Annotated in this window: 22 protein-coding genes and 1 pseudogene; 17 read left to right on the top strand and 6 right to left on the bottom strand. The window is 71.4% G+C overall.

Going from position 1 to position 23,591, the window contains the following annotated elements; translation table 11 throughout:
• Positions 1-153: 153 nt before the first annotated feature.
• Positions 154-1,023 (bottom strand): SCO6745 family protein, encoded by an 870-nt coding sequence (locus ACZ60Q_RS31955; protein WP_469641049.1) that lies wholly within the window; start codon positions 1,021-1,023, stop codon positions 154-156.
• Between the two features lie 217 nt (positions 1,024-1,240).
• On the opposite strand from ACZ60Q_RS31955, the pseudogene ACZ60Q_RS31950 reads away from it, so the two are divergent.
• Positions 1,241-1,495 (top strand): annotated as a pseudogene (locus ACZ60Q_RS31950) (GlxA family transcriptional regulator); the annotation flags it as partial.
• Between the two features lie 58 nt (positions 1,496-1,553).
• The gene (locus ACZ60Q_RS31945) at positions 1,554-2,189 is read left to right on the top strand and encodes a DJ-1/PfpI family protein (protein ID WP_469641048.1); all 636 of its coding nucleotides are present in this window, start codon (positions 1,554-1,556) and stop codon (positions 2,187-2,189) included.
• On the opposite strand, the gene ACZ60Q_RS31940 is transcribed toward ACZ60Q_RS31945, so the two are convergent.
• Positions 2,179-2,952 carry an enoyl-CoA hydratase/isomerase family protein gene (locus tag ACZ60Q_RS31940; protein ID WP_469641047.1) on the bottom strand — a complete coding sequence of 258 codons (774 nt, stop codon included), beginning with the start codon at positions 2,950-2,952 and terminating at the stop codon, positions 2,179-2,181. The genes ACZ60Q_RS31945 and ACZ60Q_RS31940 overlap by 11 nt on opposite strands.
• Positions 2,953-3,032: 80 nt before the next feature.
• Between ACZ60Q_RS31940 and ACZ60Q_RS31935 the strand changes: the two genes are divergently transcribed.
• Positions 3,033-3,656, top strand: coding sequence for an HdeD family acid-resistance protein (locus ACZ60Q_RS31935; RefSeq protein WP_469641046.1), 624 nt, complete (start codon positions 3,033-3,035; stop codon positions 3,654-3,656).
• A 146-nt stretch (positions 3,657-3,802) separates the two neighbouring features.
• Positions 3,803-4,258 carry an ATP-binding protein gene (locus ACZ60Q_RS31930; protein WP_469641045.1) on the top strand — a complete coding sequence of 152 codons (456 nt, stop codon included), beginning with the start codon at positions 3,803-3,805 and terminating at the stop codon, positions 4,256-4,258.
• 27 nt (positions 4,259-4,285) lie between these two features.
• Here the strand turns inward: ACZ60Q_RS31930 and idi are convergent, their stop codons facing one another.
• The 4 genes from idi to galE form a co-directional block, all read right to left on the bottom strand.
• Positions 4,286-4,879: an isopentenyl-diphosphate Delta-isomerase gene (idi, locus tag ACZ60Q_RS31925; RefSeq protein WP_469641044.1), complete on the bottom strand. Its 594-nt coding sequence runs from the start codon at positions 4,877-4,879 to the stop codon at positions 4,286-4,288.
• Between the two features lie 147 nt (positions 4,880-5,026).
• Entirely contained in the window at positions 5,027-6,295 is a 1,269-nt protein-coding gene (locus ACZ60Q_RS31920) for a GNAT family N-acetyltransferase (RefSeq protein WP_469641043.1), read from the bottom strand.
• A 251-nt stretch (positions 6,296-6,546) separates the two neighbouring features.
• Complete coding sequence (locus tag ACZ60Q_RS31915) at positions 6,547-7,488, bottom strand: cation diffusion facilitator family transporter (protein ID WP_469641042.1); 942 nt, start codon at positions 7,486-7,488, stop codon at positions 6,547-6,549.
• A gap of 181 nt (positions 7,489-7,669) precedes the next feature.
• Positions 7,670-8,647, bottom strand: a complete 978-nt coding sequence (galE, locus tag ACZ60Q_RS31910; protein WP_469641041.1) for a UDP-glucose 4-epimerase GalE — start codon at positions 8,645-8,647, stop codon at positions 7,670-7,672.
• A 320-nt stretch (positions 8,648-8,967) separates the two neighbouring features.
• On the opposite strand from galE, the gene ACZ60Q_RS31905 reads away from it, so the two are divergent.
• From ACZ60Q_RS31905 to ACZ60Q_RS31845, 13 genes are all read left to right on the top strand, one after another.
• On the top strand, positions 8,968-10,725 hold the full coding sequence (locus tag ACZ60Q_RS31905) for a DUF5941 domain-containing protein (RefSeq protein ID WP_469641040.1): 1,758 nt from the start codon (positions 8,968-8,970) through the stop codon (positions 10,723-10,725).
• Positions 10,722-11,459: a phosphocholine cytidylyltransferase family protein gene (locus ACZ60Q_RS31900; RefSeq protein WP_469641039.1), complete on the top strand. Its 738-nt coding sequence runs from the start codon at positions 10,722-10,724 to the stop codon at positions 11,457-11,459. The genes ACZ60Q_RS31905 and ACZ60Q_RS31900 overlap by 4 nt, the downstream gene beginning before the upstream one ends.
• Complete coding sequence (locus ACZ60Q_RS31895; protein ID WP_469641038.1) at positions 11,447-12,508, top strand: iron-containing alcohol dehydrogenase family protein; 1,062 nt, start codon at positions 11,447-11,449, stop codon at positions 12,506-12,508. The genes ACZ60Q_RS31900 and ACZ60Q_RS31895 overlap by 13 nt, the downstream gene beginning before the upstream one ends.
• Positions 12,486-13,265: a CDP-alcohol phosphatidyltransferase family protein gene (locus tag ACZ60Q_RS31890; protein ID WP_469641037.1), complete on the top strand. Its 780-nt coding sequence runs from the start codon at positions 12,486-12,488 to the stop codon at positions 13,263-13,265. The genes ACZ60Q_RS31895 and ACZ60Q_RS31890 overlap by 23 nt, the downstream gene beginning before the upstream one ends.
• A gap of 8 nt (positions 13,266-13,273) precedes the next feature.
• Positions 13,274-14,146 (top strand): glycosyltransferase family 2 protein, encoded by an 873-nt coding sequence (locus ACZ60Q_RS31885; protein WP_469641099.1) that lies wholly within the window; start codon positions 13,274-13,276, stop codon positions 14,144-14,146.
• Between the two features lie 101 nt (positions 14,147-14,247).
• The gene (locus ACZ60Q_RS31880) at positions 14,248-15,177 is read left to right on the top strand and encodes an ABC transporter permease (protein ID WP_469641036.1); all 930 of its coding nucleotides are present in this window, start codon (positions 14,248-14,250) and stop codon (positions 15,175-15,177) included.
• Positions 15,170-15,955 carry an ABC transporter ATP-binding protein gene (locus tag ACZ60Q_RS31875; RefSeq protein ID WP_469641035.1) on the top strand — a complete coding sequence of 262 codons (786 nt, stop codon included), beginning with the start codon at positions 15,170-15,172 and terminating at the stop codon, positions 15,953-15,955. Before ACZ60Q_RS31880 ends, ACZ60Q_RS31875 begins: the two co-directional genes overlap by 8 nt.
• A gap of 414 nt (positions 15,956-16,369) precedes the next feature.
• Positions 16,370-17,281 carry a squalene synthase HpnC gene (gene hpnC / locus ACZ60Q_RS31870; RefSeq protein ID WP_469641034.1) on the top strand — a complete coding sequence of 304 codons (912 nt, stop codon included), beginning with the start codon at positions 16,370-16,372 and terminating at the stop codon, positions 17,279-17,281.
• A 29-nt stretch (positions 17,282-17,310) separates the two neighbouring features.
• Positions 17,311-18,231, top strand: a complete 921-nt coding sequence (gene hpnD / locus ACZ60Q_RS31865) for a presqualene diphosphate synthase HpnD (RefSeq protein ID WP_469641098.1) — start codon at positions 17,311-17,313, stop codon at positions 18,229-18,231.
• 118 nt (positions 18,232-18,349) lie between these two features.
• Positions 18,350-19,735 (top strand): hydroxysqualene dehydroxylase HpnE, encoded by a 1,386-nt coding sequence (gene hpnE, locus ACZ60Q_RS31860; protein WP_469641033.1) that lies wholly within the window; start codon positions 18,350-18,352, stop codon positions 19,733-19,735.
• Positions 19,732-20,835, top strand: a complete 1,104-nt coding sequence (locus ACZ60Q_RS31855) for a polyprenyl synthetase family protein (protein WP_469641032.1) — start codon at positions 19,732-19,734, stop codon at positions 20,833-20,835. Before hpnE ends, ACZ60Q_RS31855 begins: the two co-directional genes overlap by 4 nt.
• Before the next feature lie 107 nt (positions 20,836-20,942).
• Positions 20,943-22,943 carry a squalene--hopene cyclase gene (shc, locus tag ACZ60Q_RS31850; protein WP_469641031.1) on the top strand — a complete coding sequence of 667 codons (2,001 nt, stop codon included), beginning with the start codon at positions 20,943-20,945 and terminating at the stop codon, positions 22,941-22,943.
• Complete coding sequence (locus tag ACZ60Q_RS31845; RefSeq protein WP_469641030.1) at positions 22,943-23,590, top strand: phosphorylase family protein; 648 nt, start codon at positions 22,943-22,945, stop codon at positions 23,588-23,590. The genes shc and ACZ60Q_RS31845 overlap by 1 nt, the downstream gene beginning before the upstream one ends.
• Position 23,591: the final 1 nt, after the last annotated feature.

The raw sequence follows: 23,591 nt of genomic DNA, 5'->3' as shown, positions 1-23,591 counted from the left end.
TGTGCTGGCCGTGCTCGTGTCGCGAATGAGCACGTTCTTGCTTGCCGGGGGGCATCCCCCCTGGTCTGCATTGTGCCGGGTGGCCGGGGGCCGTGTCGCGTGACCTCGGGCAACACGCCCGGGGCCCCCGGCGGCGCCGGGGCAATCCTCGGGTCAGCCCCGGCCGGTCGCCGAGGCCGGGAAGGCGCCCGCGGCGGCGGCCGTGAAGAGGAAGCCGCGCGCGAGTTCGGTGAGGCGGTCCACGCCCTCCGCGCCCAGGTGTTCGTACGGGGCGGTGTCCATGCGGTCCGTCGCCTCCTCGATCTCCGCGCGCAGCGCCGTGCCCGCCTCGGTCAGCGCCGCTTCCTCGCCCGCGTCGAGCAGACCGCGCAGCCGCAGCCGGTCGGAGGCCGCCTCCCAGTCGGTGCGGCGCCAGCCCCGGGTGGACAGGACCCAGCCGATCGCCATGCCCTTGCCGGTGGCCGTGTGGCTGACGAGCGATTCGAGCGGGTCCAGGCCGGCCGCGAGCAGGACGGCGAGATGCGCGTCGCCCCGGTGCTCGCGCAGCAGGGTCGCGGCGTGCCAGAACGCCAGGTGCGGTTCGTCGGGCACCGGCAGGTCCGCGTGCGCGGCGTACAGCGGGCGGGCGTGCGGGGTGCAGGCCTCAGTGGCGCGCAACGCGAGCCGGGCCGCCTCCGCCATCTCGTCGGAGGCGATGATCTCCTCGCCGAGCAACCGCCGCAGCGTCGAGTCCGCCGCCCGCATCCGGGCGCCGAGGACCACGTCGGGGGAGGCCATCTCCCAGACGGCGGGCACGTGGCGGGCCACCAGCGCGGGGTTGAAGTTGTAGAAGGTGGCGCCGACCGTCCCCGCGCCCACCGCGCCGAGCGCGGCGGCCCGGGTCGCGAAGTAGGCGGCGGCGGGGTCCTCGATGCCGATCTTCGCCATCTCCGCACCCAGGTCGGGGGAGAAGAAGAGGCAGGAGTGCAGAGGGTTGACGGCGTTGTGGCAGCGGCGCTCCGCGCGAGCCGGGAGAGTACTCATACCAGCACGCTACCGACTGGTCGGTACGACGCGGAACCCTGGGGGAGCAGGTCGATCCTTCGGAACAGGTCCCGTGCGGGTCCAGGACCTGTCCAGTATGGGTCGAGGGCGGGAGGATGGCAGGAAAGGTGGGGTACTCGTCATTGCGGCCATCGTCGCCCACCGCCCAGGATGGCCGACGTGATGCGGCGAACCGTGCTCGTCGTCCTCTTCGAACGTACGGGACGGGCGACTGGCCACCTCGGCGGGCGTCACCGCGGGCATCGACCTCGCCCTCGCGCTCGTCGAGGAGGACCACGGGCGGGACCTCGCCCTGGACCTCGCCCGGCACCTCGTGGTGTTCCTGCGCCGTCCCGGAAACCAGGCCCAGTTCAGCGCCCAGCTCAGCGTCCAGATCGCCCGGCGCGAACCGCTGCGCGAGGTCCAGCACTGGATCACCCAGCACCCCGACGCCGACCTCGGGGTCGACGCCCACCGTGACCGCCGACCGCCGACAGCACCGCCACCGACCGAACCGAGAGGCAGTTCCCGTGCAGATAGCCATCCTGCTCTTCGACCGTTTCACCGCCCTGGACGCGGTGGGCCCCTACGAGATCCTCGGACGTGCGCCCGGCGCCGAGCCCGTCTTCGTCGCCGAACGGACCGGTCCCGTCCGCAACGACCGGGGGAGCCTCACGCTCGTCGCGGAGAGGACACTCACCGAGGTGCCCTCCCCGGACCTGGTGATCGTCCCGGGCGGCCCGGGCCAGAGCGACCAGATGGAGAACGAGGCCCTGCTCGGCTGGCTGCGCTCGGTCGACGCCACCAGCACCTGGACGACCTCCGTCTGCACCGGCTCGCTGCTGCTGGCCGCGGCCGGGCTCCTGAAGGACAGGCGGGCCACCTCGCACTGGCTGGCGTTGGAGACGCTGAAGCAGTTCGGCGTCGAGCCCACCGGGGAGCGCGTCGTCTTCGACGGTAAGTACGTCACCGCCGCCGGGGTCTCCTCCGGCATCGATATGGGGCTGACCCTGCTCGGCCGGATCGCGGGCGACGACGTGGCGCGCTCGGTGCAACTGCTCACGGAGTACGACCCGCAACCGCCCTACGACTGCGGGTCGCCGGAGAAGGCCCCCGCGGCCCTCGTCGAGGAATGGCGGGCCAAGAGTCGTCACATCACCCGGTAGGGCCCGTCGTCCAGGTGAACCGGGGTGCACGCCGCTCCAGGAAGGCGGCGATGCCCTCAGCCGTGTCGCCGCTGCCCCGCGCCTCATGGGCCCAGTGGGCGTCCCGGTCCGTCCGGCCCGCGACGAATTCCTTCGTCGAGGCCTGGGTGAGCAGGGACCGGGAGGCCAGGACCCGTACGTACTCCTCGACCCGCTTGTCCAGGCCACCCGAGGGCAGCACCTCGTCGACCAGGCCGGTGCGCAGCGCCCGGTCCGTGCCGATCAGCTCGCCGGAGAACAGCAGGTGCTTGGCCGTGGCCGGACCGACGAGGGCGACCAGCCGCCGGGTCGAGGAGGCGGGGTAGACGATGCCGAGCTTGGCCGGGGTGACCCCGAAGGAGGCCCCCTCCTCCGCGAACCGCAGATCGCAGGCGGCCGCGAGCTGGCCGCCGCCGCCCACGCAGTAGCCGCGCACCGCGGCAAGCGTCGGCAGCGGGAACGCGGCGAGCGCTTCCTCGGCCAGCACCGCCAGACCCTGGGCGGACTCCGGGATCTCCGGCGCCGTGGAGATGGTGGAGATGTCGGCACCTGCGCAGAAGGTGTCCCCGGCTCCGGTCAGCACCAGCACCCGGACCGCCGGATCGGCCGCGAGCCGCTCCAGCGACTCCGGCAGACTCCGCCACATCGCGGTGGTCATCGCGTTGCGCTTGGCGGGGTTCGCGATCACGACGGTGGCGACGCCGCGCTCGACGGACGTGATCAGGCGGGGTTGCGTACGGTCCATGCGCCGGATGCTATCCGGGGGGTTCGAACCTATGATCAAGAAGGGGTCGCGGGGCGGGCACGCACCGTAAGGAGACGTCGATGAACGAAGCCACCGCCGAAGGCCGGAAGCTCAGCCGCAGTTTCGGCCGACTCGCGCTGCTCGGCACGCTGCTGGTGATCGCGGGTGTCATCGGCCTCGTCTACACCGGCGTCGCCACGCTCACCTCGATGCTGCTCTTCGGCTGGCTGCTGCTGGTCGGCGGCCTGGTCGGGCTGCTGCACGCGATCGAGTCACGCGGTACGAACTACTTCTGGCTGGGTGTGGTGGTCGCGGCCCTCAACATCGCCGCGGGCGTCGTCGTCATCAAGCACCCCGAGGGCACGGCCGAGGCGCTGACCATGTTCGCCGCCCTGCTCTTCCTGACCGGCGGGGTCTTCCGGCTGGTCGGCAGCATCGTCGTGCGCGGCCCGCAGATGGGCTGGACGCTGCTGCAGGGAGCCTTCGGCCTGCTGCTGGGCCTGCTGGTGCTGTTCGACTGGCCGCACAGCAGTCTCTACGTTCTCGGCTGTTTCTTCTCGCTGGCCCTGCTGTTCGACGGGCTCGGTCTGATCGCCTTCGGCGTCGGCGGCCGACGCATCGTCAGCATGGTCTCGGAGCAACGCGATGAAACTGCCCCGACCCCGGACGAGTCGATCACGTCACCAGAAGACGAGCGGAAGTAGTCCCTGGTACGCCAGAGGTGCGCATGTTTGGTCAAATGGCGCCGATACCTGGCTACTTCCGATCAGTGCCACGGTCCGGACCAGGCCGTTCCCAACACTCTTTACTCGACGGTCAGTGCAGTGCGAGTGAGAGCTGGTGCCGGACGATGGAGAGCCTCGGGAGTGCCCCTGCCGACCCCGTGCCGTACGAGGGGGTATGGCGCTTCACCACCTCCGCCGTGGACGCGTCCGTGCCGAGCGCCCGGCACGCCGTACGTGACCTCCTCGACCGGCAGGGCGTGCCGATCGAGGACGACATCCTCCAGGGACTCCTGCTGATCGTCTCGGAACTGGTCACCAACGCCGTCAAGCACGCGGCGCTCCTCTCGCCCGAGCTGGCCGTCGAGGTGGCCCTTGCCGCCGACCGGGTCAGAGTCTCGGTCGAGGACAACCACCCCTACCGCCCCACCGCGCTGGAGACGAACTACGCGCAGACCGGCGGCCGGGGCCTGCTGCTGGTCAAGGTGATCACCGAGGAGGCGGGCGGCACCTGCGACGTCGAGCACACCGCGAGCGGCGGGAAGATCATCTGGGCGGCGCTGCCGTTGAAGACGCAGCTCTGACCGCCCCGTACGGATACGAGCCAGTGTTCACCAGCCCGCGGAGGGGCCCGTCAGCTCACGGATCGCCGGCCGTGCCGCGTCCAGCACCGTCATGAACCACGCCGAGAACGGCGCCTGCGCGTGCCGCTCCGCAAGCTCCGCCGCCGTCACGAAGGCCGTCTCCCCGACCTCCTCGGGGTCAGGCTTCAGCGCCGTCTGCGCCATCCCCACGAACAGGTGGTTGAACTCCTGCTCCACCAGACCCGATGCGGGGTCCGGGTGGTTGTAGCGGACCGTACCGGCCTCGGCCAGCAGCGAGGGGGAGAGCCCCAGTTCCTCGTACGTACGCCGGGCGGCGGCCGCGAACGGGGCCTCGCCCGGATAGGGGTGCCCGCAGCAGGTGTTCGACCAGACGCCGGGGGAGTGGTACTTGCCAAGTGCCCGGCGCTGGAGCAGGAGGCGCCCCTGCTCGTCGAAGAGGAACACGGAGAACGCGCGGTGCAGCTGCCCGGGGGCCTGGTGGGCCGCCAACTTCTCCGCGGTGCCGATCGTGGTGCCGTTCTCGTCGACCAGTTCGAGCATGATCGCTTCTGCGGTGCCGTTCGACGAGCTGTGCGTCGCGGTGGCTGGTGTGGTCGGCATACCCATCCTTCGCTTTGGTCCCCGGCCTTGTGCGCCGGACCCCTGGAGTCCGGTCAAGTCTGCCGTACAAAAGCCGCTTGTCCGCACTGCGGGTCCGGGGATGTCCGGCCCGCCGCGGCCCCCGAGCGCGGCGGGACGGACGGGTCATCAGACCCCGAAGGCCGCCGGATAACGGATCATGCCCGCCGGAACAGGGACGGAATCGTCCAGTACGAGGGCCATCATGGCCTCGTCCGGCACCTCGAAACCTGGCCGGATTCCGTACCGTGAGGCCGGCACGAAACCGAAGCGCGGGTAGTACTCGGGATGACCGAGCACCAGCACCAGCGCCTCACCGCGCACCCGGGCGGCATCCAGGACCGCCCGCACCACTGCCTGCCCCGCACCCTGCCGCTGGTACGCGGGAGAGGTGGCCACCGGGGCCAGGGCGAGCGCCGGGGCGTCGCCGACCCGGCAGCGGGTCAGCAGCGCGTACGCCGCGACGGACCCGTCCGGGGCCTCGGCGACGTGGCTCAGCTCCGGCAGCCAGGCCTCCGCGTCGGCCCGCAGGGAGTCCACGAGGTCCGCCTCGTCCGGGGTCGGGAACGCGGCCGTGTTGACCGCGTGCACGGCCGCACGGTCGGCCGGTGTCTCCGGACGGGTGGTCCACCGGGGATCGGCGGGGCGCAGCACATACGCGGCGTAGCCGTACTCCGTGCCGTGCTCCCGCCGCACCGCCAGCTCCTCACGGGTGGCCGCGAGCGCCCACGCCATGCCGGGAGCGCCCGGGTCGGCGCTCCCGACCCGTTCGGCCAGCGGTACGTAGTACTCGTCCCAGTCGCTCTCGGGCTGGACCAGTACGGCGCCGACGGCGCAGCCACCGGCGACGGCCGCCGCGATGGTCTCCGGCAGAGTGCGCAGGGAGCCGTTGCGGTCCCAGAATCCGCGCGCCCCGGCGGACGGCGCGTCCGTGGTCCAGACGCACTCGGAGATCATCATCGTGCCGCCCGGGGCCAGTAGGCGCTGCCAGTCGCGGACGGCGGTGTCGAATCCGACGCAGTACGCGGAGCCCTCGGCCCAGATCAGGTCGAAGGACCCCGCAGGGAACTCGGGCCCGGTGAGGTCGCCCATGTCCGCCCGGACGGTACGGACGCGATCGTCGAGGCCACGGGCCCCGGCCGCCTCGCGCAGCTGGTCCAGGAACGGCTGGTGCAGGTCGACCGCGGTCACCTCGGCGCCCGCCTCGGCGGCGAGCAGCAGGGCGGCCCGGCCCGGACCGCAGCCCAGGTCGAGGACGCGCGGGCGGTCGGGCAGTGGGCCGGCGAGAGCGAGCAGCCGACGCGTGGTCGCGTCGGAGCCGGGGCTCTGCCGGGGAAGACGGTGGTGCAGTGTGAAGAAGGCCTCGGTGCGCGAGGCGTTGTCCGTGTGGTCGGTCAACGTGGGAACCCTTGGGTGTGAGGGCTCCGACCCGATCCGAGAAGAAGGACCTAGCCGGAAACCCGGGAGATGAGGAAGGACCGATTGCCGTGCCGGGCAGGCGTCGTCGCGACCGTCATCAACCTCAGCTCCTCTCGAAAGGGTCCCGGTGACACCGGGTTCCACTCCACCGCGAGACTCGAACGTCTCAGCGAATCCACACTAACACTGCCCCGGCGCGGGTCGGCCCGCCCCGCCCCGCGCCGGGCGCCTCAGTGGCAGAGCCGCGCCTCGTGCTCCGCGTGGCCGCTCGGCTCCAGCTGGAAGGTGCAGTGCTCCACGTCGAAGTGGTCCCCGAGGCAGCCCTGCAACTCGTGCAGCACCTTCTCGTGCCCTATCGAGTCGAGCATCTCCTGACGCACCACCACATGGGCGGAGAGCACCGGCATCCCCGAGGTGATCGTCCAGGCGTGCAGGTCGTGGACGTCCAGGACCCCGGGCAGCTCCGTGATGTGGGCCCGCACCTCCGCCATGTCCACACCCTTGGGCGCCGCCTCCAGGAGTACGTTCAGGGTCTCCCGCAGCAGCTTCACGGTCCGGGGGACGATCATCAGGCCGATCACCAGGGAGGCGATCGGGTCGGCGGGCTGCCAGCCGGTCGCCATGATGACGCCCGCCGAGATGATCACGGCGAGCGAGCCCAGAGTGTCGGCCAGCACCTCCAGATAGGCGCCCCGCACATTCAGGCTCTCCTTCTGCCCGCGCGTCAGCAGGGAGAGCGAGACGATGTTGGCCACCAGGCCGACGGCGGCGAACGCGATGGCGAGACCGCCCTTCGTCTCGGCGGGAGTGATGAACCGCTCGACCGCCTCGAAGACCAGAAAGGCGCCGACGCCCAACAGCAGCAGACAGTTCGCGAGCGCCGCCAGGATCTCCGCGCGGGCGAAGCCGAAGGTGCGGTTCGGCCCGGCCGGACGGTTGGCGAAGTGGATGGCGAGCAGCGCCATCCCGAGCCCCAGGGCGTCGGTGGCCATGTGGGCGGCGTCCGCGATCAGGGCCAGCGAGTCGGAGAGCACCCCACCGATGATCTCCATGACCATCACGCTCAGCGTGATCGCCAGGGCCACCCGGAGCCTGCCCCGGTACGCGGCGGCCGCCGTGCCCGTCGGAGGCGGACCGCCGTGCGTATGCCCGTGATCGTGGCCAACCCCCATGCGAAACGCCTCCAGGTCCGTGCGACGGCGCCGGGATGAAACCGCCCCGGCATGGCCAGTGAACTACGGGTGGGGGGTACCGGGCAACACGGCACTGAACACCGTTGTCATATGCTCTGACCTGCGGAAACGTTTCGCAGGTCAGAGCGTTGGCACGATCATCGACGCCACGCGGGACCGATCACGGACGAGCCTCGGGGTGGCGCAGGCACCAGCCTTCCCAGGCCGACTCCACCATCTCGCGTACGCCCCGGCGCGCCGTCCAGCCCAGCTCCTCGGTGATCCGCGCGGCGGACGCCACCGCCTTCGGCGCGTCACCGGCCCGGCGCGCCTCGACCACCGGCTTCGGGCCGTGGCCCGTCACCTCCCCGATCACCTCGGCCAGCTCCCGCACCGAGACGCCCCTGCCCCGGCCGACGTTCAGCGTCAGATCGCCGGCGCCCGCTCCCTCCAGCCGCCGGGCGACGGCGAGATGCGCCTCCGCCAGATCGGCGACATGGATGTAGTCACGGACGCAGGTGCCGTCCGGCGTCGGGTAGTCGTCACCGAAGATCCGCGGGGCCTCGCCGCGCGTCAGCCGCTCGAACATCATCGGCACGATGTTGAACACCCCGGTGTCCGCGAGCTCCGGTGCGGCGGCACCCGCCACGTTGAAGTACCGCAGACAGGCGGTCGAGAGCCCGTGCGCCTTCCCGGCGGCCCGCACCAGCCACTCACCGGCGAGCTTGGTCTCGCCGTACGGGTTGATCGGGAGACAGGGCGTCTCCTCCGTGATGAGGTCCACGTCCGGTACGCCGTAGACGGCCGCCGAGGACGAGAACAGGAAACGCGGCACCCCCGCCGCGACCACGGCCTCCAGCAGGACGGCCAGCCCGGCCACGTTCTCCCGGTAGTAGAGCAGCGGCTTCTCCACGGACTCGCCGACCTGCTTCTTCGCCGCGAGATGCACCACACCGCTCACCGGGTGGCCGGCCAGCACCCGGTCCAGCAGGGTCCGGTCGGAGGCCGAACCCTCCACCAACGTGACGGCGTCCGGCAACCGGTCCACGACGCCGCTGGAGCGGTCGTCGAGCACCACGACCCGCTCGCCCGCCGCGACCATGGCCCGCGCCACATGTGCCCCGATGTATCCAGCCCCGCCCGTGATCAGCCATGTCATGACCGTCAGCCTAAGGGTCCCGCTCACCGGCATCGGCCGACGGTTTGTGGGCCGGGCCCCCGATCGATGATGATGATCGCCAACGCCGTCCGGGCCCGCAGGTCCACCCGTACAGCGCACAAACGGGCGGTGAACTCAGCCTTCCGTTCATCCGATAGCCTCAGCCGACACGCCGCCGGCCCGCCTCATGGCTGTGCCGCCGCGTGTGTGTCGTCCACGTCAGTGCCAAGGAGTGAGTTCGTCTGTCGACCGCCATTCTCACCGGTACGCCGGTACCCGGGTCGCCGCTCGCGGACGATCTGCGGTCCCTGGGCTTCGACGTGCAGAGCGCCGCCGACGCCGGTGACGCCGCAACGCTCCTCGCCGCCGTCCCGGCCGGCCGCCGGGTCGCCCTCGTCGACCCGCGTTTCGTGGGCCACGTCCACGCGCTGCGGCTCGGGCTGACCGACCCGCGCTTCCCCGCCGCCACCGTTCCCGGCGCTCTCACCGCCCAGCCCGAGGCGCGCGGAGCCCTGCTGCGCGCCCTGCACCGCACGGCCGCCGCGGTCGGCGCGGGCGCGCCGGTCGTCGAGCCGGAGGCCGACCCCGCGCCCGAGGACCGCACCGTCCCCGGCCGGATCGCCGTCGCGCTGGAGGCCGAGGGCACCGCCGTACAGCGCCCCGCCCTCGGCTCGCTCGTCGCGGCCGTCCCCACGGACCCGGAGCAGCAGGCCGCCGCCGAGGCGGGCCTCTCCTCGGTCGACGACGAGGCGGTACGGCTGCGTAACGCGGTGAAGGCCCACGACGGCTTCTTCACCACGTACTGCATCAGCCCCTACTCCCGCTACATCGCCCGCTGGTGCGCCCGCCGCAACCTCACCCCGAACCAGGTCACCACCGCGTCCCTGATCACCGCCCTCATCGCGGCGGGCGCGGCGGCCACCGGAACCCGGGGCGGTTACGTCGCCGCCGGGATCCTGCTCCTGGTCTCCTTCGTCCTGGACTGCACCGACGGGCAGCTCGCCCGCTACTCGCTGCGGTACTCCACGATGGGCGCCTGGCTGGACGCCACCTTCGACCGGGCCAAGGAGTACGCGTACTACGCCGGGCTCGCCATCGGCGCCGTACGCGGCGGAGGTGACGATGTATGGGTCCTCGCGCTCGGCGCGATGGTCCTCCAGGCCTGTCGCCATGTCGTGGACTTCTCGTTCAACGAGGCCAACCACGACGCGGTCGCCAACACCAGTCCCACCGCCGCCCTCTCCGACAAGCTCGACAACGTCGGCTGGACGGTCTGGTTGCGGCGGATGATCGTGCTGCCGATCGGTGAGCGCTGGGCCATGATCGCCGTGCTCACCGCGCTCACCACCCCCCGTATCGTCTTCTACGCCCTGCTCGTCGGCTGCTCCCTGGCCGCCTGCTACACCACGGCGGGCCGCCTGCTGCGCTCGCTGACCCGCCGGGCCAGTCGCACCGATCGTGCCGCACGGGCGCTGGCGGAGCTCGCCGACTCGGGCCCGCTAGCCCAGGCCGTCGCCGCCGTCGCCCCCGGGCTCCGGGGCGCGTTCACGGCCCCGGCGCTCGCCCTGCTCGCCACCCTCGTGATGGTCGGCGGCGCCCTCTTCCTCCCGTACGGCAGTTGGCTCACCGTCGCTGCCGCGGCGGTGTACGTCCTGCTCTCCGGCCTCGCCGTCGCCCGCCCGCTCAAGGGTGCGCTGGACTGGCTCGTGCCCCCGTTCTTCCGGGCCGCGGAGTACGTCACGATCCTCGTGCTGGCAGCCCGCAGCGACGTCCCGCACGCCGTTCCGGCGGCCTTCGGACTCGTCTCGGCCGTCGCCTACCATCACTACGACACGGTGTACCGCATTCGCGGGGGCACCGGCGCGCCGCCCCAGTGGCTGGTGCGGACGATCGGTGGACACGAGGGCCGCACCGCGCTGGTGGCCGTCCTCGCCGCCGTACTCACCCACACCTCAGGTTTCACCACGGCCCTGACCGCGCTCGCGGTCGCCGTGGCTCTGGTGGTGCTCGTGGAGTCCATCCGCTTCTGGGTGTCCTCCTCGGCCCCCGCCGTACACGACGAAGGAGAACTCGCATGATCGGCCTCGTACTGGCAGCCGGTGCAGGACGACGTCTGCGCCCCTACACGGACACGCTTCCCAAGGCGCTCGTCCCTGTCGACGGCGACAAGACGGTCCTCGACCTCACGCTCGCCAACTTCGCCGAGGTCGGGCTCACCGAGGTCGCGATCGTCGTCGGCTACCGCAAGGAGGCCGTCTACGCCCGCAAGGCCGAGCTGGAAGCGACCTACGGCGTCACCCTCACGCTCATCGACAACGACAAGGCCGAGGAGTGGAACAACGCCTACTCCCTGTGGTGCGCCCGTGACGTCATCAAGCGTGGCGTGATCCTCGCCAACGGCGACACCGTGCACCCGGTCTCCGTCGAGAAGACCCTCCTGGACGCCCGCGGCAAGGGTCAGAAGATCATCCTCGCCCTGGACACCGAGAAGGTCCTCGCCGACGAGGAGATGAAGGTCATCACCGAGGAGGGCAAGGGCGTCCGGCGCGTCACCAAGCTGATGGACCCGGCCACCGCGACCGGTGAGTACATCGGTGTCACCCTCATCGAGGCCGAGGCCGCCGAGGAGCTGGCGGACGCGCTGAGGACCACCTTCGAGCGCGACCCCGACCTCTACTACGAGGACGGCTACCAGGAGCTCGTGAACCGCGGCTTCACCGTCGACGTGGCCCCCATCGGCACCGTGACCTGGGTCGAGATCGACAACCACGACGACCTCGAGAAGGGCCGTGAGATCGCGTGCCAGTACTGACCCGGCTCATTCCGTCCCCGGTCGTCGTCGACATCCGGCGCGGCGCCATGGACGATCTGGCGGGTCTCCTGGCCGATCAGCGGATCTCCTCCTCCGGCAAGCTCGCCATCGCGATCAGTGACGGCTCCGGGCGCGCCCTGCGGGAGAGGCTCGCCCCGGTCCTGCCCGGTGCCGACTGGTATCCGGTGTCCGACGGCACGATCGACTCGGCGGTGAAGCTCGCCGACGGCATCAAGGGCAACCGGTACGACGCCGTCGTCGGCCTCGGCGGCGGCAAGATCATCGACGTGGCGAAGTACGCCGCGGCGCGGGTCGGGCTGCCCATGGTCGCCGTCGCGACGAACCTCTCGCACGACGGACTGTGCTCGCCGGTCGCCACGCTGGACAATGACAACGGGCGCGGCTCCTACGGGGTCCCCACCCCGATCGCCGTGGTCATCGACCTCGACGTGATCCGTGAGGCGCCCGCCCGTTACGTCCGTTCAGGCATCGGTGACGCGATCTCGAACATCTCCTGCGTCGCCGACTGGGAGCTGGCCCACGAGGTCAACGGCGAGGAGATCGACGGTCTGGCGGCCGCGATGGCCCGCCAGGCGGGCGAGGCCGTGCTGCGCCACCCCGGCGGGGTCGGCGACGACGCCTTCCTGAAGGTGCTGGCCGAGGGGCTCGTGCTGACCGGCATCTCGATGTCGGTCGCGGGCGACTCCCGCCCGGCTTCCGGCGCCTGCCACGAGATCAACCACGCCTTCGACCTTCTCTACCCCCAGCGCGCGGCCAGCCACGGCGAACAGGTCGGCCTCGGCGCCTGCTTCGCCATGCATCTGCGCGGTGCCCATCAGGAGTCCCTCCTGATGGCATCGATACTGCGCCGCCACGGTCTGCCGGTCCTGCCGGAGGAGATCGGGTTCAGCGTCGACGAGTTCGTGAAGGCCGTCGACTACGCGCCGCAGACGCGCCCGGGACGCTTCACGGTCCTGGAGCACCTCAACCTGTCCACCGACCAGATCAGGGACGCGTACGCCGACTATGCCTCGACCATCAGTAGCTGAACTCCGTCCGGTCGTTCACCCCCCGGGCGTGAAGGACCGGCGCAGCGGCGAGCACTGGGCCGGGCGCATGTACATGCGCGAGGTCTCGTTGCGCGTGGACCGCTACCTGGTCAACACCCGCATCACGCCCAACCAGGTCACGTACGTGATGACGCTGGCCGGTGCCCTGGCCGCCCCGGCGCTGCTGGTGCCGGGCGTCTGGGGCGCCGTGCTCGGCGTGGTGATGGTCCAGCTCTACCTGCTGTTCGACTGCGTGGACGGCGAGCTGGCCCGCTGGAAGAAGCAGTACTCACTCAGCGGGGTCTACCTGGACCGGGTCGCCGCCTATCTCTGCGACGCGGCGGTGCTCGTCGGCCTCGGCCTGCGCGCCGCCGACATCTGGGGCGAGGGCCGGATCGACTGGCTCTGGGCGTTCCTCGGGACGCTCGCCGCGCTCGGCGCGATCCTGATCAAGGCCGAGACGGACCTGGTCGGCGTGGCCCGCCACCAGGGCGGGATGCCGCCGGTCAAGGAGGCGGCCTCCGAGCCGCGCTCCTCCGGCATGGCGCTGGCCCGCCGGGCGGCCGGGGCGCTCAAGTTCCACCGGCTGATCCTCGGCATCGAGGCCTCGCTGGTGATCCTCCTGGTGGCCGTGATCGACGCGATCGGGGGCGACCTCTTCTACACCCGTCTGACCGTGGCGGTGATGGCCGGCATCGCGCTGCTGCAGACCCTGCTGCATCTGGTGTCCGTCCTCGCGTCCAGCAGGCTGAAGTGACCTTCCCCATGAAACTGGGCGCGGTGATCATCACCATGGGCAACCGCCCGGACGAGCTCCGCGCCCTCCTCGATTCGGTCACCGCCCAGCACGGTGAGCGGATCGAGGTCGTGGTGGTCGGCAACGGAGCACCGGTCCCCGAGGTGCCCGCCGGGGTGCGCACGGTGGAACTGCCCGAGAACCTGGGCATCCCCGGCGGCCGCAATGTCGGCATCGAGGCGTTCGGCCCCTGCGGGACGGACGTGGAAGCGCTGCTCTTCCTGGACGACGACGGGCTGCTCCCGAACCGGGACACCGCCGAGCTGTGCCGGCAGGCGTTCGCGGCCGATCCGAAGCTCGGGATCGTCACCTTCCGGATCGCCGACCCGGACACCGGCGCCACCCAGCGGCGGCACGTGCCCCGGCTGCGGGCCGCCGACCCGCTGCGTTCCTCGCGCGTGACGACGTTCCTGGGCGGCGCCAACGCCGTACGCACCCGGGTCATCGCCGAGGTGGGCCCGCTGCCGGAGGACTTCTTCTACGCCCACGAGGAGACGGACCTGGCCTGGCGGGCGCTGGACGCGGGCTGGATGATCGACTACCGGGCGGACATGGTGCTGAACCACCCCACCACCGCCCCGTCCCGGCACGCGGTTTACCACCGCATGGTCGCCCGCAACCGGGTCTGGCTCGCCCGCCGGAACCTGCCCGCCCCGCTGGTCCCCCTCTACCTGGGGGTCTGGTTGCTGCTGACCCTGGTCAGACGTCCTTCGACACCCGCGCTGAAGGCATGGTTCGGCGGATTTCGGGAAGGCTGGTCGACCCCCTGCGGGCCCCGGCGCCCGATGAAGTGGCGTACGGTGTGGCGGCTGACGAGGCTGGGCCGACCTCCGGTCATCTGAGAGGCTTTCCTCTGAGAGCATGAGGCGTATTTTCTTTCCGGAACCTGTCCGCCTGAGCCGCGCCCGCGACTGGCTGCGCGTGAAGACGAGAGTTTCAACTTGTGAGTGACACGACCCACGACGGTGGGGTAGCCCTCGGGACCCCTCCGTCCGCCGACGAGGGCCTCGGCGCGGCCCAGCTGGCCGCCAAGTACGGCCTGACCGTGAGCGGCGCCCGGCCGGGGCTGTTCGCATACCTGCGACAGCTCTGGGGCCGACGCCACTTCATCCTGGCCTTCTCCCGGGCGAAGCTGACCGCGCAGTACAGCCAGGCCAAACTGGGCCAGCTGTGGCAAGTGGTCACGCCTCTGCTGAACGCCGCGGTCTATTACCTGATCTTCGGGCTGATCCTGGGGACCAGGGAGGGGATTCCCCAAGACGTCTTCGTGCCGTTCCTGGTCACCGGCGTCTTCGTCTTCACCTTCACCCAGAGCTCGGTGATGGCGGGTGTCCGCGCGATCTCCGGAAACCTCGGACTGGTGCGGGCGCTCCACTTCCCCCGGGCCTCGCTGCCCATCTCCTTCTCGCTCCAGCAGCTCCAGCAGCTGTTGTTCTCGATGATCGTGCTGGTCGTGGTCGCCGTCGTCTTCGGCAGCTACCCCTCGCTGTCGTGGCTGCTGGTGATTCCCGCCCTGATTCTCCAGTTCTTCTTCAACACCGGCCTGGCCCTTGTCATGGCGCGGTTCGGCTCCAAGACCCCCGACCTCGCGCAGCTGATGCCGTTCGTCATGCGGACCTGGATGTACGCCTCGGGCGTCATGTTCTCCATCCCGGTGATGCTCAAGGACAAGCCGGCCTGGATCGCCGACGTGCTCCAGTACAACCCCGCGGCGATCTACATGGACCTGGTCCGCTTCGCCCTGATCGACGGATACGGCTCCGAGAACCTGCCGGACCACGTCTGGGCCGTCGGCCTCGGCTGGGCCCTGCTGTTCGGGGTCGTGGGATTCGTGTATTTCTGGAAGGCAGAGGAACGGTACGGCCGTGGCTGAGGACAACGCACAGGGGCGCATCCCCACGGTGATCGCCGACGATGTGCACATCGTGTACCGGGTCAACGGCACGGGCGGCGGCCGGGGCAGCGCCACGGCCGCGCTGAGCCGCATGATGCGCCGGGGCAAGGGCGAGCCGCGCGGCGTCCGGAAGGTGCATGCCGTGCGCGGCGTCTCCTTCACCGCCTACCGCGGCGAGGCCATCGGCCTCATCGGCACCAACGGCTCCGGCAAGTCGACGCTGCTGCGTGCCATCGCCGGCCTGCTGCCGACCGAATCCGGCCAGGTGTACACGGACGGTCAGCCCTCGCTGCTCGGCGTGAACGCCGCGCTGATGAGCGATCTGACCGGTGAGCGCAACGTCGTGCTCGGCGGTCTGGCGATGGGCATGAGCCAGGAGGAGATCCGCCAGCGCTACCAGGACATCGTGGAATTCTCCGGCATCAACGAGAAGGGCGACTTCATCACCCTGCCGATGCGGACGTACTCCTCCGGCATGGCGGCGCGGCTGCGCTTCTCGATCGCCGCCGCCAAGAACCACGACGTCCTGATGATCGACGAGGCGCTCGCCACCGGTGACCGCAAGTTCCGGGTCCGCTCCGAGGAGCGGATCCGCGAGCTGCGCAAGGAGGCGGGCACCGTCTTCCTGGTCAGCCACAACAACAAGTCGATCAGGGACACCTGCGACCGCGCGCTGTGGCTGGAGAAGGGCGAACTCCTGATGGACGGCCCCACCGAGGAAGTCCTCAAGGCCTACGAACGCGAAACGGGCAAGTAGCCCGAAGGTTCTCCGTGGCCCCCGCCGGACCCGATCCGGCGGGGGCCACGCGGTGCCCGGCACCGTGCGGACCGTCCGCAGTAGGGCCCAGGGGTGATCTCCTCCCGGCGGATGACGTCAATTCCGCCGCGCGCGGGGAAGGTTGACGGAAGCGGCCGGGAAGCGGTGGCGGGCGCTCCACCCCGCCGATCTCCTGTGAGCTGTACAACGTAAGCTGTAGCGGTGCTGATTCATGGCAAGTAGGGCGATACGCCCCGGCACCGGCCGCTCTGCCGCAGTGCACTCGGAAGGCTGAGCGGCGTGTCCGAAAAGGGTTGTTTTGGGTCGGCAGTGTAGAACGGGATATGTGACGGCAATGACGGAAGATCTCCAGCTCCGGCGTGGTCTCGCCGTCCCCGCGCCGGGCGGTCGGCAGTGACCTCGACCCCCGATACGCGCATCGGCGACGCCACCCTCGGCAAGGCCGCGGACGAGAACTTCCCCGTGGCGCCCTTCTTCCTGCCCCGCGCCTGGCGCGACGACCTGATGGCGGTCTACGGCTTCGCCCGGCTCGTCGACGACATCGGCGACGGCGACCTCGCCCCCGGCGGCGCCGACGCCCGCCACCTCGGCCTGGAGCCGGAGCGCGGCGACGACCGCCTCGCCATGCTCGACGCCTTCGAGACCGACCTCCACCGGGTCTTCGCCACCACCGCCGAGGAGCCGCACCACCCGCTGCTGCGCAACCTGCGCCCCACCGTGCGGCGCCGCGCGCTCACCCCCGAGCCCTTCCTCGGCCTGATCGAGGCCAACCGCCAGGACCAGAAGATCCGCCGCTACGGCACCTACGCCGATCTCGCCGCCTACTGCGAGCTCTCGGCGAACCCGGTCGGCCGCCTGGTCCTCGCCCTCACCGGCACCGCGAGCCCGGAACGTATCCGCCGCTCCGACGCGGTCTGCACCGCGCTCCAGATCGTCGAGCATCTTCAGGACGTGGCCGAGGACCTGGAACGTGACCGGATCTACCTGCCCGCCGAGGACATGGAACGCTTCCGGGTCACCGAATCCGACCTGGCCGCGCCCTCCGCCGGAGCCTCCGTGCGCGCCCTGATCGCCTACGAGGCCCAGCGCGCGAGCGAACTGCTGGACGAAGGCCCCCCGCTGGTGGGCAGTGTCAACGGCAGGCTCAAACTGCTCCTCGCCGGGTTCGTCGGGGGCGGCCGCAGCGCGCTCACGGCGATCTCGGCCGCCGGGTTCGACGTACTGCCCGGACCGCCCAAGCCCACCAAGCCCAGCCTGCTGCGCGAAGTGGGAATCGTCTTGCGAAGAGCGCGTGAAGAGAGGTGAGCCGGACCGTGGAGGGACAGACGACGTACATGTCGCCGCCGGTGCAGGCCGCATACAGTTACTGCGAGGCCGTCACCGGACAGCAGGCCCGTAACTTCGCCTACGGCATCAGACTGCTGCCGTACGAGAAGCGGCAGGCCATGTCGGCGCTGTACGCCTTCTCCCGTCGTGTCGACGACATCGGCGACGGGGAGCTGGACCCGGAGATCAAGCGGACCCGGCTGGAGGGCACCCGCGAGCTGCTGGAGCGGATCCGCAAGGACGCGGTCGACGAGGACGACACCGACCCGGTCGCCGTCGCGCTCGCCGACGCCGCCCAGCGGTTCCCGCTGCCGCTCGGCGGGCTCGACGAACTGATCGACGGCGTCCTGATGGACGTCAGGGGCGCGACCTACGAGACCTGGGACGACCTGAAAGCCTACTGCCGGTGCGTCGCCGGAGCCATCGGGCGCCTCAGCCTCGGCGTCTTCGGCACCGCGCCGGGCATCCGCGGGGCCGAGCGCGCCGCGGAGTACGCCGACACCCTCGGCCTCGCCCTCCAGCTCACCAACATCCTGCGCGACGTCCGCGAGGACGCCGGCAACGGGCGCACCTACCTGCCCGCCGACGACCTGGCCAAATTCGGCTGCTCGGCCGGCTTCCACCGGACCACCCCGCCCCCCGGCTCCGACTTCGCGGGCCTCATCCACTTCGAGGTCCGCCGCGCCCGAGCCCTGTTCGCGGAGGGCTACCGGCTGCTGCCGATGCTCGACCGCCGCAGCGGCGCCTGTGTCGCGGCGATGGCCGGGATCTACCGCCGCCTCCTCGACCGGATCGAGCGCGACCCCGAGGCCGTGCTGCGCGGACGGGTCTCGCTGCCCGGCCACGAGAAGGCCTACGTCGCGGTGCGCGGCCTGTCCGGACTGGACGCCCGCCACATCTCGCGGCTCACCGCCAGGGGGCGAGCCTGATGCGTCTTCGCGGCTCCGGCTCCTGGGCAACCCTCCAGTGGCCCGACGCGTCACTGACTGCGACGATCTTCAGGGTGAGAACCCGGCGGACGGCACCGACCCGGCGAGAGGGGCACGCATGAACGACGAGAGCCCGCGCCCTGCCGCCGTCGTCGTCGGCGGTGGCCTCGCCGGTGTCACGGCGGCGCTCCGCCTCGCCGACGCCGGACTCGACGTGACCCTCCTGGAAGGACGGCCCCGCCTCGGCGGCCTCGCCTTCTCCTTCCAGCGCGGCGACCTCACCGTCGACAACGGCCAGCACGTCTATCTGCGCTGCTGCACCGGCTACCGCTGGTTCCTCGACCGGATCGACGCCGCCCGCCTGGCCCCGCTCCAGGACCGCCTGGACGTGCCCGTGCTGGACGTCGGCCGGACCGCGGGACCGCGCCTGGGACGGCTGCGCCGCACCAACCTGCCGGTGCCACTGCACCTGGCCGGCGGCCTCGCCGCCTATCCCCACCTCTCGCTCGTCGAGAAGGCGAGCGTGGGCCGCGCCGCCCTCGCGCTCTCCCGCCTGGACCCCGCCGACCCCGAGCTCGACCGCGTCGACTTCGCGACCTGGCTGCGGCGGCACGGCCAGTCGGAGCGCACGATCGAGGCCCTCTGGGACCTCGTCGGCGTCGCCACCCTGAACGCCACCGCCCCGAACGCCTCCATGGCGCTCGCGGCGAAGGTCTTCAAGACCGGCCTGCTCTCCGAGCCCGGCGCCGCCGACATCGGCTGGGCCACCGTGCCGCTCGGCGAGCTGCACGACACCCTCGCCCGCAAGGCCCTGGACACCGCGGGCGTCCGCACCGAACTGCGCGCCAAGGCCGGCTCCCTGACCCGCACCGAGGACGGCCGCTGGAGCGTCGAGAGCGCGGGGGAGCGGATCACCGCCGACACTGTCGTGCTGGCCGTGCCGCAGACCGAGACCCACGACCTGCTGCCCAAGGGCGCGCTGGACGAACCGGACCTGCTGCTCGACATCGACAACGCGCCCATTCTCAACGTGCACGTCGTCTACGACCGCAAGGTGCTGAGTAGGCCGTTCTTCGCCGCCATCGGCTCCCCGGTCCAGTGGGTCTTCGACCGCACCCACTCCTCGGGCCTCACCGGACCCGGGCAGTACCTGGCCCTCTCGCAGTCGGCCGCCCAGGACGAGATCGACCTCCCCGTCGCCGAACTGCGCTCCCGCTACCTGCCGGAGCTGGAGCGGCTGCTCCCCGCCGCCCGCGGCGCCGGCATCCGCGACTTCTTCGTCACCCGGGAGCGCACCGCCACCTTCGCGCCCGCCCCGGGCGTCGGGCGGCTGCGCCCCGGCCCCCGTACCCGGCTGCCCGGCCTCCAGCTGGCGGGGGCCTGGACCGACACCGGCTGGCCCGCGACGATGGAGGGTGCCGTGCGCAGCGGCGCCGGCGCCGCCGACGCGGCGCTCCACGGCCTCGGCCGCCCCCCAGGACATCCGCTGCAGGAGGCGGCATGAGCAGTACCACCGGAACAAGAGGAGAGTCTGTGACCCCGGCGAATCCGGCTTTCGACACCGTGGCGGACACCGCGGACGTCACCGCGCTTCTGGAGCGTGGACGAGCCCTGTCAGCGCCGGTCCTGCGGGCTGCCGTGGGCCGGCTCGCGCCGCCCATGGACACCGTCGCCGCCTACCACTTCGGCTGGATCGACGCGGAGGGACGGCCCTCGGACGGCGACGGCGGCAAGGCCGTGCGCCCCGCGCTCGCCCTGCTGTCCGCCGAGGCGGCGGGCGCCCCCGCCGAGGCCGGCATCCCCGGCGCGGTGGCCGTCGAACTCGTGCACAACTTCTCGCTGCTGCACGACGACCTGATGGACGGCGACGAGCAGCGCCGCCACCGCGACACCGTGTGGAAGGTGCACGGCCCGGCCCAGGCGATCCTGGTCGGCGACGCGCTCTTCGCGCTCGCCTACGACCTGCTGCTGGAGCTCGGCACCGTCGAGGCGGGCCGCGCGGCCCGTCGGCTGACCACCGCCACCCGCAAGCTCATCGACGGGCAGGCCCAGGACATCTCCTACGAGCACCGGGAACGGGTCACCGTCGAGGAGTGCCTGGAGATGGAGGGCAACAAGACCGGCGCCCTGCTGGCCTGCGCCGTCTCCATCGGCGCGGTGCTCGGCGGCGCCGACGACCGTACCGCCGACACCCTGGAGGCGTACGGCTACCACCTCGGGCTCGCCTTCCAGGCCGTCGACGATCTCCTCGGCATCTGGGGCGACCCGGAGGCCACCGGCAAGCAGACCTGGAGCGACCTGCGCCAGCGCAAGAAGTCCCTGCCCGTCGTCGCGGCGCTCGCCGCGGGCGGCGCGGCCTCCGACCGGCTGGGCGAACTGCTCGCCGCCGACGCCAGGAGCAACCACTTCGACAGCTTCTCCGAAGAGGAGTTCGCCGCCCGCGCGGCACTCATCGAGGAGGCGGGCGGCCGCGAGTGGACCGCCGAGGAAGCCCGTCGTCAGCACGCGATCGCCATCGAGGCGCTGCACGCCGTCGACATGCCCCACCGGGTGAGGGAACAGCTCACCGGGCTCGCCGACTTCGTGGTGGTACGAAAGAGATGACAACGCTTCGCATATGACTCGCAGTCGCCGGTCGGCGCCCCTCACCGGGCGTCGGCCGACGGTGACCCCAGCACAGCAGAGAACCGACTGCACGTAAGGGGAAGCTCATGACAGCGACGACCGACGGATCGACCGGGGCCGCGAACCCCTCCGAGGCCACGGCCCACGATCCGATCGACACGACAACCGCCGCGGCCGACGTGACCGCCGCCGCGCGACGGGCCGCGGAACGCTCGGTGGAGCACCTTCTCGGCAGACAGGACGAGCAGGGCTGGTGGAAGGGCGACCTCGCCACCAACGTCACGATGGACGCGGAGGACCTGCTCCTGCGTCAGTTCCTCTCCATCCAGGACCCCGGGACCACCCGGGCGGCCGCCCTCTTCATCCGCGGCGAACAGCTCGGCGACGGCACCTGGAACACCTTCTACGGCGGCCCGGGCGACCTCTCCGCCACCATCGAGGCGTACGTCGCCCTGCGGCTGGCCGGGGACCGCCCCGACGAACCGCACATGGCACGTGCCTCCGGCTGGATCAGGGAGCAGGGCGGCATCGCGGCCGCCCGCGTCTTCACCCGCATCTGGCTGGCCCTGTTCGGCTGGTGGAAATGGGACGACCTCCCCGAGCTGCCGCCCGAGCTGATGTTCTTCCCCAAGTGGGTCCCGCTCAACATCTACGACTTCGGCTGCTGGGCCCGGCAGACCATCGTGCCGCTCACCATCGTCTCCGCGAAGCGACCGGTGCGCCCCGCGCCCTTCCCCCTGGACGAGCTGCACACCGACCCGGCCCACCCCAACCCGCCCAGGAAGCTCGCCCCGCCCACCAGTTGGGACGGTCTGTTCCAGCGCCTCGACAAAGGGCTGCACCTCTACCACAAGGTCGCCCCGCGCCCGCTGCGCCGCATCGCGATGAACGTGGCTGCCCGGTGGATCATCGAGCGCCAGGAGAACGACGGCTGCTGGGGCGGGATCCAGCCTCCCGCCGTCTACTCGATCATCGCGCTGCACCTGCTCGGCTACGACCTCGACCACCCGGTGATGAAGGCGGGCCTGGCCTCGCTCGACCGGTTCGCCGTCCGGCGCGAGGACGGCGCGCGCATGGTCGAGGCCTGCCAGTCGCCCGTCTGGGACACCTGCCTCGCCACCATCGCGCTGGCCGACGCCGGACTCAGACCCGACCACCCCGCCCTGGTGAAGGCCGCCGACTGGATGCTTGCCGAGGAGATCACCCGCCCCGGTGACTGGTCGGTGCGCAAGCCCGAACTCGCCCCCGGAGGCTGGGCGTTCGAATTCCACAACGACAACTATCCGGACATCGACGACACCGCCGAAGTCGTCCTGGCGCTGCGCCGGGTGCGCCACCCCGACCCCGCCCGGCTGAACGCCGCCATCGAGCGCGGGGTCCGCTGGAACCTCGGGATGCAGTCCCGCAACGGAGCCTGGGGTGCGTTCGACGCCGACAACACCAGTGCCTTCCCCAACCGCCTGCCCTTCTGCGACTTCGGCGAGGTCATCGACCCGCCGTCGGCCGACGTCACCGGCCATGTCGTGGAGATGCTCGCCGTCGAAGGACTGGCGCGCCACCCGCGTACCCGCGAGGGCATCGAGTGGCTGCTCGCCGATCAGGAGGCGTGCGGGGCCTGGTTCGGCCGCTGGGGCGTGAATTACGTGTACGGCACCGGTTCCGTGGTGCCGGCACTGATCACCGCCGGACTGCCCGCCCGGCATCCCGCGATCCGCCGGGCCGTCACCTGGCTGGAGTCCGTCCAGAACGACGACGGCGGCTGGGGGGAGGACCTGCGCTCCTACCACGAGGAGAAGTGGATCGGGCACGGTGAGTCCACGGCCTCCCAGACGGCCTGGGCGCTGCTCGCCCTCCTCGCCGCCGGCCGCCGTGACACCCGCTCGGTCGCCCGCGGCGTCACCTGGTTGACCGAGGGGCAGCAGGCCGACGGCTCCTGGGACGAGCCGTATTTCACCGGGACCGGTTTTCCCTGGGACTTCTCCATCAACTACCACCTCTACCGTCAGGTCTTCCCTCTCACCGCACTCGGTCGCTATGTGTACGGCGACCCGTTCGCCGACCGCGCGGACGCCTCAGAGGGGGCCTGATGGGCGATCGGGGAGGGCCCGGGAACCCTGTGACGCCCCTGTTGGTCGCCTGTGCCCTCGGCATCGAGCAGGTGGCCCTGCGCAGCGGCAGAGGCGCCCCGGGCCCGGTTCGCGTGCTGCGCACCGGAATGGGCCCCCGGGCGGCGGAGGCGGCTGTGGCGCGTCTCCTGGGCCCCGGCGGGGTCCCCGACGCCGCCGTGATCGCCTCCGGCTTCTGTGCCGGCCTCGCCCCGGGGATGCACCCCGGGGACCTGATCGTCGCCGAGGAGACCCGGGACGCGGACGGCACCACACCCTGCACGGGCATCGGCGTCCTGGTCGCCGCGCTCACCAGGGCCGTTCCGGGCCGCACGGTGCACACCGGCCCGCTGACCGGCTCCGACCACGTCGTACGGGGCTCCGAGCGGGCCGCGCTGCGGGCGGGCGGGGCCATCGCGGTGGACATGGAGTCCGCCGCGACGCTGCGTACCGCCCTGTGTCACGGACCCCGCCCGGTTGCGGCCGTCCGGGTGGTCGTGGACGCTCCAGAGCATGAGCTCGTCCGTATCGGCACCGTACGCGGTGGAATATCGGCGTTCCGCGTTCTTCGTTCCGTCCTTCCGGCTTTCTACGAATGGCACCGATCTTTACTGCTCCCCAGGAGGTGAG

This window comes from Streptomyces sp. NPDC104313, from assembly GCF_055583985.1.
Note: the sequence above shows the minus strand (reverse complement) of the source record. Positions and strands in the feature narration are given on the sequence as shown.

What these genes read in the sequence shown, in the direction of transcription:
- ACZ60Q_RS31955 (WP_469641049.1), bottom strand. Translation starts at nt 1,023, where the DNA reads ATGAGTACTCTCCCGGCTCGCGCGGAGCGCCGCTGCCACAACGCCGTC.
- ACZ60Q_RS31940 (WP_469641047.1), bottom strand. Translation starts at nt 2,952, where the DNA reads ATGGACCGTACGCAACCCCGCCTGATCACGTCCGTCGAGCGCGGCGTC.
- ACZ60Q_RS31935 (WP_469641046.1), top strand. Translation starts at nt 3,033, where the DNA reads ATGAACGAAGCCACCGCCGAAGGCCGGAAGCTCAGCCGCAGTTTCGGC.
- ACZ60Q_RS31930 (WP_469641045.1), top strand. Translation starts at nt 3,803, where the DNA reads ATGGAGAGCCTCGGGAGTGCCCCTGCCGACCCCGTGCCGTACGAGGGG.
- idi (WP_469641044.1), bottom strand. Translation starts at nt 4,879, where the DNA reads ATGCCGACCACACCAGCCACCGCGACGCACAGCTCGTCGAACGGCACC.
- ACZ60Q_RS31915 (WP_469641042.1), bottom strand. Translation starts at nt 7,488, where the DNA reads ATGGGGGTTGGCCACGATCACGGGCATACGCACGGCGGTCCGCCTCCG.
- galE (WP_469641041.1), bottom strand. Translation starts at nt 8,647, where the DNA reads ATGACATGGCTGATCACGGGCGGGGCTGGATACATCGGGGCACATGTG.
- ACZ60Q_RS31900 (WP_469641039.1), top strand. Translation starts at nt 10,722, where the DNA reads ATGATCGGCCTCGTACTGGCAGCCGGTGCAGGACGACGTCTGCGCCCC.
- ACZ60Q_RS31890 (WP_469641037.1), top strand. Translation starts at nt 12,486, where the DNA reads ATGCCTCGACCATCAGTAGCTGAACTCCGTCCGGTCGTTCACCCCCCG.
- ACZ60Q_RS31885 (WP_469641099.1), top strand. Translation starts at nt 13,274, where the DNA reads ATGAAACTGGGCGCGGTGATCATCACCATGGGCAACCGCCCGGACGAG.
- hpnD (WP_469641098.1), top strand. Translation starts at nt 17,311, where the DNA reads ATGTCGCCGCCGGTGCAGGCCGCATACAGTTACTGCGAGGCCGTCACC.
- hpnE (WP_469641033.1), top strand. Translation starts at nt 18,350, where the DNA reads ATGAACGACGAGAGCCCGCGCCCTGCCGCCGTCGTCGTCGGCGGTGGC.
- ACZ60Q_RS31855 (WP_469641032.1), top strand. Translation starts at nt 19,732, where the DNA reads ATGAGCAGTACCACCGGAACAAGAGGAGAGTCTGTGACCCCGGCGAAT.
- shc (WP_469641031.1), top strand. Translation starts at nt 20,943, where the DNA reads ATGACAGCGACGACCGACGGATCGACCGGGGCCGCGAACCCCTCCGAG.
- ACZ60Q_RS31845 (WP_469641030.1), top strand. Translation starts at nt 22,943, where the DNA reads ATGGGCGATCGGGGAGGGCCCGGGAACCCTGTGACGCCCCTGTTGGTC.